Source organism: Winogradskyella sp. (assembly GCF_013042245.1).
GTDB lineage: Bacteria > Bacteroidota > Bacteroidia > Flavobacteriales > Flavobacteriaceae > Winogradskyella.
In genome coordinates this window covers 1-10,415 of record NZ_JABDQL010000087.1, presented here as the reverse complement: position 1 = coordinate 10,415, position 10,415 = coordinate 1, and the positions used below count along the sequence as shown (strand labels likewise).

General features: G+C 33.8%; 8 protein-coding genes. 6 read left to right on the top strand and 2 right to left on the bottom strand.

All coding sequences use genetic code 11. From position 1 onward, the window contains the following. A partial coding sequence (locus HKP48_RS07395) for an IS4 family transposase (protein WP_296344392.1) occupies positions 1 to 946 on the bottom strand: 946 nt, incomplete at its 3' end. 178 nt (positions 947 to 1,124) lie between these two features. On the opposite strand from HKP48_RS07395, the gene HKP48_RS07390 reads away from it, so the two are divergent. The 3 genes from HKP48_RS07390 to HKP48_RS07380 all read left to right on the top strand — a co-directional run bounded on the left by HKP48_RS07390 (position 1,125) and on the right by HKP48_RS07380 (position 2,700). After that, on the top strand, positions 1,125 to 1,667 hold the full coding sequence (locus HKP48_RS07390) for an RNA polymerase sigma factor (RefSeq protein WP_296344390.1): 543 nt from the start codon (positions 1,125 to 1,127) through the stop codon (positions 1,665 to 1,667). A 61-nt stretch (positions 1,668 to 1,728) separates the two neighbouring features. Next, on the top strand, positions 1,729 to 2,232 hold the full coding sequence (locus HKP48_RS07385; RefSeq protein WP_296344388.1) for a hypothetical protein: 504 nt from the start codon (positions 1,729 to 1,731) through the stop codon (positions 2,230 to 2,232). Between the two features lie 12 nt (positions 2,233 to 2,244). Then, entirely contained in the window at positions 2,245 to 2,700 is a 456-nt protein-coding gene (locus HKP48_RS07380; RefSeq protein ID WP_296344386.1) for a hypothetical protein, read from the top strand. A 29-nt stretch (positions 2,701 to 2,729) separates the two neighbouring features. Here the strand turns inward: HKP48_RS07380 and HKP48_RS07375 are convergent, their stop codons facing one another. Further along, positions 2,730 to 3,785: an oxidoreductase gene (locus tag HKP48_RS07375; RefSeq protein WP_296344384.1), complete on the bottom strand. Its 1,056-nt coding sequence runs from the start codon at positions 3,783 to 3,785 to the stop codon at positions 2,730 to 2,732. Positions 3,786 to 3,889: 104 nt separating this feature from the next. Here HKP48_RS07375 and HKP48_RS07370 point away from each other — a divergent pair, with 104 nt between their 5' ends. From HKP48_RS07370 to purL, 3 genes are all read left to right on the top strand, one after another. After that, positions 3,890 to 5,101, top strand: a complete 1,212-nt coding sequence (locus HKP48_RS07370) for an RsmB/NOP family class I SAM-dependent RNA methyltransferase (protein WP_296344380.1) — start codon at positions 3,890 to 3,892, stop codon at positions 5,099 to 5,101. 299 nt (positions 5,102 to 5,400) lie between these two features. Next, on the top strand, positions 5,401 to 6,417 hold the full coding sequence (locus HKP48_RS07365; RefSeq protein ID WP_296344378.1) for an endonuclease: 1,017 nt from the start codon (positions 5,401 to 5,403) through the stop codon (positions 6,415 to 6,417). 140 nt (positions 6,418 to 6,557) lie between these two features. Then, positions 6,558 to 10,220 (top strand): phosphoribosylformylglycinamidine synthase, encoded by a 3,663-nt coding sequence (gene purL, locus HKP48_RS07360; RefSeq protein ID WP_296344376.1) that lies wholly within the window; start codon positions 6,558 to 6,560, stop codon positions 10,218 to 10,220. Positions 10,221 to 10,415 lie beyond the last annotated feature (195 nt).

Genomic DNA, 10,415 nt, shown 5'->3' with positions numbered 1-10,415 from the left:
TCTTCTTAAATAAGGTTTCAATTTGCCATCTCTTTTTATATAGGTTTGCAATTTGTTCTGCTTCTAAATCAAATAGATTGGTAAGAAAGTAGTAAGCCTTATTTTTTTCTTCATGGTAAAAGCTTACAAGCCTTAGCTCAACCTTTACCTCTTGTCCATTATCATTCTTATAGGTTAAGGCTATTTTAGCATCTCTTAGTATATTATCTGGTGTTGCTGGTTTAAGTTCAAACTCTTCTATTAGCTCTTCTTGTGCATTGTTTTTAAGTCTAGTTACAAAGTAGATATCGCTTTTATTCCACCTATCAAATAACTTATAATTGTTGTAGGCTTTATCCATAAGAGCAACTTCATTTGGCTTCATAACATCCTTATGATGTATAAACATAGAATCATGCTCTGTAGCATGGCTATGATAAACTTTTACAGGTATGCCTGCTTGCATATCTAGCTTTTGATGACTCTTTAGTCCTCCTTTGCGCTTACCGCTATTAGCGTTGCGACCTACACAATTAAATATGGGCTGGAATAACTTTATAGTAGTAGAATCTATAGCATACACCTTTTTATCTATTAAAAGTTGATTGTGGCTGTCCGATAATTCAGGGAGAAATTTTTTAACAAGAGAATTATAAATATCTTCAAAGACCAAATAGCTTCTTCGCTTATTGGCATCAGAGATAGTGCTTCGTCTAGGAGTATAATCAAATTTGCAATGACTTATCTTAGAACCGTAACTTACTATGCCTGCTGATAATTCTCGTAATGAGTTGCATCCAGAAACAACACCATAAAGCATAGTTATTAAGTGTTGAAAAGTTGTAAAACGTTTACAATAACGGTCGCTATTGCAATTTGCCGAAGCATTTGATACAATAGAAGAATCAATCAAATTTATCATCTGACTGAATATCGGCTGTCCGAAAAAATGATTACTTTTACTCATAGCTATATTATTTGAAAGTTAATACAGCTATTTACGAAAAATCCCTCAATAATTGAGGGATTTTTTATCGGACACTAATAATTTAAAAGTATGATTTTGCCCTGTTTTCCAATAAACTTTGCTTATGTATTAAACCTTTTCTTTTTACCTTAGTCAAAGCAGCAAATACAAAGTTTTTTTGACAGACGAACTAGATTTAATTGCCAGGCTAAAAGATAAAGCCACGAAAGAAACCGCATTTAGAGAGCTTTTAAAACTCTATAAAGAGCGACTTTATTGGCATATTCGAAAAATTGTTATAAATCATGATGATGCTGATGATGTACTTCAAAATACATTTATTAAAATCTTTAGGAGTATTGATAAGTTTAAGGGTGATAGTAAACTCTTCTCATGGATGTACCGCATTGCCACAAATGAATCTATAACTCATATCAACAAAAATGCTAAGCGTATCCAAATTACAAATGAAGAAGCAAAAACTAATGCTATAAATAATCTAAAAGCTGACGTTTATTTTGAAGGTAATGAAATACAGCTAAAACTTCAGAAAGCTATAGCTACATTGCCACAAAAACAACAGCTTGTTTTTAATATGAAATATTTTGACGACATGAAGTACAAAGAAATATCGCAAATTTTAGAAACGACTGAAGGTGCTTTAAAAGCATCCTATCACATTGCAGTAAAAAAAATTGAAACATTTTTAACTGCAGATTAAACCTTTTAATAATCTAGAAGTCAAATAAATAGAATACATAGAAAAACAATTTTAGTACAAGGTGAAAAAAAATAAATTAAATAGTATCAAATCAACAGGGTTTAAAACTCCAAAAGATTATTTTGAATCTTTTGATGATAAACTCATCCAATCTGTTGTAGATAATACCCTAATAAAAGACATTGATACCTCAGGGTTTAAAACACCTGAAGGCTATTTTTATACTTTGGAAGATAATATTTTAAAGCACCTAAAATTACAAAATGAAACACCTGTTATTTCAATATTCAGAAGAAAGTCATTTTATTACGTTTCAGGAATTGCAGCTTCACTCCTATTTCTATTTGCGATTTTTATATCACAACCTAAAACAGAAGAACTTTCAGCTGATTTGGTTCAAAACTATTTAATAGAAACTGAATTAAACAGTTACGAGTTAGCAAAGTTGCTAGTAGATGCGAATATATTAGAAGAAAACTTTACCATTATAGAAACCAATTATAAAGAAGAAAATTTAGAAGATTATTTATTAGAAAACTCTGATATAGAATCCATTCTAGAATAATACATACAACACATGAAAAAGATAATTACACTTACATTACTATTTATTGGGCTTTTAAGCTTTGCCCAACCACCGCGAAACAGCAAAATGAGAGACAGAATAAAAGCACAAAAAACTGCATTTATAACGGAAAAACTTGAACTTACGTCTGACGAGGCTCAAAAATTTTGGCCTATTTACAATACTTATGAGGAAATGACCAGAAAAATTAAGGCAGACTATTTTAAGCCTATAAGAAAACAGATGCGTCAAAACTCTGATATATCTGATGCTAAAGCCAACAAGTTTCTTAATCAAATGACGGAAGGTGAAGACAAAATGCACCAAGCCAAACAAAAATTGGTTAATGATCTTAAGACTGTGATAACTTCTAAAAAAATTATTAGACTAAAAGCCGCTGAGGATGAGTTTAACAAAAAACTTTTAGAAAGACTCCGAAGTTTTAGAGAGAAAAGAAACAAAAAATAAAGAAAGAGAAGCTACTAAGGCTTCTTTTTCTATCTAAAGATAAGTTTAGCAATTAGACCACTACCAGCAGCGTAGGCTATAGAATCATTTAAAAATCTAATGGTGTAAAAACCTTCGTCGCTTAAATGTTTCCAACTTTCTCCAGCATCCTTACTGTAGTCAATTCCCTTAAAACCTACGGCAACTAATTCATTTGCATTACCACTTGGGATGTATTGTATACAACTTCTATAGCCAGGGCTTTGTCCATTAGCAACAACTTCCCAAGTTTTTCCACCATCATAAGTTCTTATCTTGTTAGCAGTATTAGCATTTGCATCAGTATAGTCACCACCGATAGCAAAACCATTTTTCGCATCATAAAAATCTAAAGAATATATTCCTGTGGTTAATTTGCCTTGGATTATTGGTGTTTTATAAATTTGCCAAGTTTTCCCTTTATCATTAGAATATAAAATTCGGCTTGCCCTACCACCAGTAGCAATCCAAGTTTCATTACCAACAATTGCAATATTGGTGTCACTTGCTGCAAAAGCAGCTTCTCCTTCTTTAGCTTTAGGTAAATCATCACAGGATAATTTTGTCCAAGTTTCACCACTATCTCTTGTAATAATTATACTTATACAATCGTCAGTTGGATCTCCCATGGCAATACCTTCTCTATCGTTCCAAAAGTCCATTGAATCATAAAAGGCTTTTGGATGGGTTTCTTTATAAACAAGCTTTAATGAATCAGTATCAATTTTATACAATAAAGCAGGAGAACTAATCCCAAAAACAAAAATACCTTTTTCGGTAATTGATATCGATCGGAAATTAGGAATTATTGAATCATGCTTTATTATAAAGTTTATAACAACACTCTCTTGATTCTTTAAATTCATAGATTTTCCTCCAATCTCTCCATTAGAAGTGGCAAAATTTAAATTATTATTCTCGTCTATAGCTATCGCTCTGACATTCAACAAAGAATCTTGTAATAATGTTTTAATTTCAACTTCTGAAATGGCTCTAGATTTTGACTGATTTTCAGATTTACATGAACTTAAGCCAATGAGCAATAAAAACATAACCAATAATCGCATAGTCTTTTATTTTTCTTAAAAATAAAAAAAGTAAAACGAATAAACAGTTAAACCCTTCAACGAATAAACATTAAAATGTACCTTTGAACGCTTATAAAATTAAAATGAGACTACACAGAAACTTATGCTTTGCCGTAATTGACGGCCTTCATTTAATTTTTAATGAAGGAGAATATGCCGACAAAGTGGTACAACAACTTCTAAAACGTGATAAACGCTGGGGTAGCCGCGACCGTGGTTTTGTAGCAGAAACTATATACCAAATTGTTAGATATAAAAGACTTTACGCAGAAATAGCAGATGTTAAAGAGCCTTTTGACAGAGATAACCTTTGGCGTATGTTTGCCGTTTGGGCTACACTAAAAGGTATTCAATTACCTGATTGGAAATACTTTACAGATACGCCAACTCGAAAAATTAAAGGAAAATTTGACGAGCTTTCTAAAGTCAGAAAGTTAAAAGAATCCATTCCAGATTGGATGGATAACTTAGGTCTTGAAGAGCTTGGAGAAAAAATATGGACTGCTGAAATTGAAAAGCAAAATGAGCAGGCTAATGTTATCCTTAGAGTCAATACCCTTAAAACAAACAAGAAAGATTTACAACTTAAACTACAATCTGAAGAGATTGAAACAGAGTTTCTTCCAAATCATCCCTATGCTTTAAAATTAGTGGAACGCGCTAATGTTTTTAAAACTGAAGCTTTTAAAAACGGGTGGTTCGAGGTACAAGATGCGTCCTCTCAGTTGGTTGCAGATTTCTTAGATGTAAAACCAGGCATGAAAGTTGTAGATGTATGTGCAGGTGCAGGTGGTAAGACGTTGCATTTGGCTGCTTTAATGGAAAACAAAGGCCAAGTAATTGCCATGGATATTTACGAAAGTAAATTAAGAAAGTTAAAGATTAGAGCACGTAGAAACGGTGTTCATAATATTGAAATGAAAGCTATTGAATCTACAAAACCCATTAAAAAACTACATGGTAAGGCAGACAGGTTGTTAATTGATGCACCATGCTCTGGTTTAGGAGTATTACGTCGTAATCCTGATGCGAAATGGAAATTACAGCCTGAATTTATTGAAAACATTAAGAAAACGCAAGAGGAAGTATTACAACAATACTCTAAAATGGTAAAGGAAGGTGGCAAAATGGTATATGCTACCTGTTCAATTTTACCATCTGAAAATGAAAAACAAGTCGAAAAATTCTTAACTTCAGAGAATGGAAAGAATTTTAAACTAATTAAAGATAAAAAAATATTAGCCCATAAATCTGGCTTTGATGGTTTCTACATGGCCTTATTAGAAAAAAATTAATTGTATGTCCGTAATCAGTAATAATTTAGATTTCAAACACATTCTGTCACATTGAGTACTTCGACTTTAGTTTATGCTGAGCACAGTCGAAGTACTCAGCATAAACTAAAGTCGAAATATCTTGCAAATCAAACTTAGATTTCTCGACTACGCTCGAAATGACAGATACATTCTGATTATTACACTTTAAGGATATACAGAAAATTAATTATTATGAAACATGCTAGACATATTATAACCCAAAGAAACGATTAATAGCGAACAGCATGTGTCCTTAAAAAAACAATAAATATAAACACATGAAACACATTTACCTACTACTTCTGTTTATATTCAATCTTGGTTTTACCCAAACAGTAGTTCCTCTATCGAATCTTTATGCTTATTATGATGGTGACAATGTCGACTATTCGTCATCGAACACAGATTTGCACAATCAATTGGCTACAAAAATTATAGGAAGTCTCTCAACCTTTTTGAGCTATTCTGACAAACATGATTTCCTTTATGATGCAGATACAACTCCTAATGACCCTAACAATGTTACCTTAATACACAGTGGAGAAGTAAGACCTGATGATCAGTTGTTGTCTGGCTCAAACCCAACTCCGCCTTCCAATCAAACGTATAATACAGAGCATGTCTGGCCTAAATCTTTACTAGGATCAGGAATAGCAGAAGCAGATTTACATCTTCTAAGAGCTTGTGACATAGCTGTTAATTCATCGAGAGATAATAACCCATTTATTGATGGTAATGGAACACCTAATCAACAGTATTTTTCTACTGGAAGTGCATTTTTTCCTGGATGGGATTGGCGTGGTGACATAGCAAGAATTGTTTTGTATGTAAATTTAAGGTACAATGTGCCATTTAGTGATGTTGGTTCACTTGCATTATTTTTAGAATGGAATGCCTCTGATCCTGTAGCTGATAACGGAATTGAAGATAATAGAAATACGGTTATAAGTGGTGCTCAAGGAAATATGAACCCTTTTATAGATAATCCATATTTGGCAAATTTAATCTGGGGAGGCACTCCTGCCCAAAATAGATGGGCAGTACTATCAACAGAAGATTTTCAACAACCTGAAGTCAAAATATTTCCAAATCCTGCAAGAGGAAACGAAATAACGATTGCATCTAACAGTGCTGTTAGTGTCGAAATTTATGACATCTTAGGTAAAAAAGTTAAGCAACAAAATATTACTGCAAATCAAAAGAAAGTTAATATTTCCACCCTTAAAAAAGGAGTTTATCTTCTAAGGCTTAAATCCGATTCCGGAACGCTCACAAAAAAATTAATACGGCAATAATCAATAAGCGACTTTAACGAGTCGCTTTTTTTTATTTAATAACTCGTTTATAACTCCAAATTTTCTATCAAATAATTTTCACTTTATACATATAAAAAAAGTAAATTTACAGCTTCAAAAACACAATATAATCTTACATAATGATTCACTTCTTCGGAAACCAAAACAGTAAAGTCTTTGCTGTTCAAGCAACAAAAGAATTATCAACAGAAACTACATCAAAATTAGTGTGGTTATTTGGCTCCCAACCAAAAATAGAACAAGCATCAATCGATGCTTTTTTTGTTGGACCGCGTGCTGCAATGATTACACCTTGGAGTACCAATGCTGTTGAGATTACTCAGAATATGGGTATTGATGGAATCATCCGTATAGAAGAATTTAAATCTGTTTCTGAAAGTTTTAAGGATTTTGACCCAATGATTTCTGAGAAATTTAATGGTCTTAATCAAAGGATGTTTACTATTGACATACAACCGGAGCCTATCCTTGATATTGAAGATATTTCAGCTTACAACCTCAAAGAAGGATTATCATTAAGTGATGAAGAAGTTAATTATTTAGAAGGTGTTTCAAAAAAAATTGGTCGTTCTCTGACAGATTCAGAAGTTTTTGGTTTTAGTCAAGTTAATTCTGAGCACTGCCGACATAAAATATTCAACGGCACATTCGTCATTGATGGTGAAGAAAAAGAAACCTCTCTTTTTAAAATGATTAAAGAAACGTCGAAGCAAAATCCTAACGATATTGTTTCGGCCTACAAAGACAATGTAGCTTTTATAAAAGGTCCAAAAGTAGAACAGTTTGCACCGAAACATGCGGACATACCAGATTATTACACCACAAAAGATTATGAATCAGTTATTTCTTTAAAAGCAGAAACACACAATTTTCCAACAACTGTTGAACCTTTTAATGGTGCTGCAACGGGTTCTGGTGGTGAAATTAGAGATAGACTTGCTGGAGGAAAAGGATCGCTACCATTGGCTGGTACAGCAGTTTATATGACCTCTTATTCCCGCTTAGAACAAAACAGACCTTGGGAACAAAAATTTGAAGCTAGAGATTGGCTTTACCAAACACCGATTGATATTTTAATTAAAGCATCAAATGGTGCATCCGACTTTGGAAACAAATTTGGGCAACCTTTAATCTGTGGTTCTGTTTTAACTTTTGAACACGAACAAGATGGCCGCAGACTTGGTTACGACAAAGTTATTATGCAAGCTGGTGGCATTGGTTACGGAAAAGCTAACCAAGCCCTAAAAGATACACCCAAGGATGGTGATAAAATTGTTATTCTCGGTGGTGAAAATTACCGAATAGGAATGGGCGGTGCAGCAGTATCATCTGCCGATACTGGAGAATTTGCGTCAGGCATTGAACTTAATGCTGTACAACGTTCGAACCCTGAGATGCAAAAACGTGCCGCAAACGCTATTCGTGGTATGGTAGAAAGTGACGAAAATCACATTGTTTCTATCCATGACCATGGTGCTGGCGGACATCTCAATTGTTTGTCAGAATTAGTTGAAGATACTGGCGGAAAAATAGACTTAGATAAATTACCTGTTGGTGACCCAACATTATCAGATAAAGAAATTATTGGTAACGAATCTCAAGAACGTATGGGATTAGTTATTTCTAATGAGCACTTAGAAACCTTACATAAAATAGCGGATAGAGAGCGTTCTCCAATTTATGATGTAGGACAAGTGACCAACGATAATAGATTTACTTTTGAGTCTGAATCCAACGGAAACAAGCCTATGGACTTAGCGCTTGAAGACATGTTTGGAAGCTCTCCAAAAACAGTACTGACAGATAAAACTATCGATAGAGATTACGGTAGTATCTCATACAGGAAAGATGATTTTTATAACTATTTAGATCAAGTATTTCAGCTAGAAGCTGTAGCCTGTAAAGATTGGTTAACAAACAAAGTTGATCGTTGTGTTGGTGGAAAAGTTGCTAAACAACAATGTGCTGGGGCATTACAATTACCACTAAATAACGTTGGTGTCATGGCGTTAGATTATAATGGTAAAGAAGGTATTGCGACTTCTATTGGTCACTCACCTATTTCGGGTTTAATAAATCCTGTTGCGGGTAGTCGTAATAGCATTACCGAAGCATTAACCAATATCATTTGGGCGCCTCTTAAAGATGAACTCAAAAGTGTTTCACTTTCTGCAAATTGGATGTGGCCTTGTAAAAATGAAGGCGAAGATGCAAGACTGTACGAAGCTGTCAAAGCTATTTCAGAGTTTTCAATTGACTTAGGCATTAATGTGCCAACAGGGAAGGATTCTCTTTCCATGAAACAAAAATATCCTGAAGGCGAAGTGATTTCTCCTGGTACCGTTATTATTTCTGCAGCAGCAAATTGTAATAACATAACCAACGTTATCGAGCCTGTTTTACAGAAAGGTAAAGGTGATATCTACTACATCAATATCTCGCAAGATGATTTTAAATTAGGGGGAAGTAGTTTTGCGCAAATCACAAATAAAATTGGTAACGAAACGCCGAATGTAAAAGACGCCACTTATGTAAAAACGGTTTTCAATACCATTCAAAAATTAATAAAGGACCATAAAATTGTTGCAGGACATGATGTCGCTTCAGGTGGCTTAATCACAACCTTACTAGAATTATGTTTTACTGAAAATAACCTCGGTGCTGAACTAGATATTACTGCACTGAATCAAAAAGATTCAATCAAAGTATTATTTGCTGAAAACTCTGGCATTGTTTTTCAAGCTAAAGACAACTCTATTGAAGCTATCTTAAAAGATGCTAATATCGATTTTTTCAAAATTGGCAAAGTAACTGAGAGCGACGTATTAAGCATAATCAATCATGATGAAGTTTTTACCATGACCGTTTCCCGATTAAGAGACATGTGGTACCAAACTTCTTTCTTACTCGATCAAAAACAAACAGCTAACGGTTTGGCCAAAGCACGTTTTGAGAATTATAAAAATCAGCCTTTAGCATACACGTTCCCAAAAAACTTTACAGGAGTTTTAGAAGATTACAAAAACAACACAAACAAACCAAAAGCTGCTATAATCCGTGAAAAAGGAAGTAACTCAGAACGCGAAATGGCAAATGCGATGTATTTAGCTGGTTTTGATGTTAAGGATGTTCATATGACAGATTTAATATCTGGCCGTGAAACTTTAGAGGATATTCAATTTATTGGTGCAGTTGGCGGATTCTCTAACTCTGATGTATTAGGTTCTGCCAAAGGTTGGGCTGGTGCTTTTAAATACAATGAAAAAGCAAATAAAGCACTTAAGAACTTCTTTAAAAGAAAAGACACCTTATCTGTAGGTATTTGCAATGGTTGTCAGTTATGGATGGAGTTAGATTTAATTAACCCTGACCACGAAAAGCATGGTAAAATGACTTACAACGATTCTCGTAAACACGAAAGTGCATTTACATCTGTAAAAGTTCAAGAAAATAATTCTATTATGCTTTCAACTTTAGCGGGCACAACCTTGGGTGTTTGGATTTCTCATGGCGAAGGTAAATTCAGCTTACCATATTCAGAAGACAAGTATGATATCGTAGCAAAATATGCGTACGAAAGTTATCCACATAACCCAAATGGCTCGGACTTTAATACGGCTATGTTATGTGATAAAACGGGGCGTCATTTGGTAACTATGCCCCATATAGAGCGTTCAACCTTTCCGTGGAATTGGGCTAATTATCCAGCCGATAGAGATGATAAAGTGTCACCTTGGTTAGAGGCATTTATAAATGCTAGATTGTGGATTGAAAATAAGTAAAAGAACAGTACACTAGGTAGATTTGCTTAAGTCTTACATCTTAAGCTGGAGAACTCTATTCTACTTTATTTTCATACGAATAAATTATGTTTAAAGTTCATGTTTTCAACATTTTAGATTAAACTGCTAAGAATCCCTTTTAGGTAAAATTTTCATACACATGCTTTAATGCAATACTCTTTTGTACTTAACAGT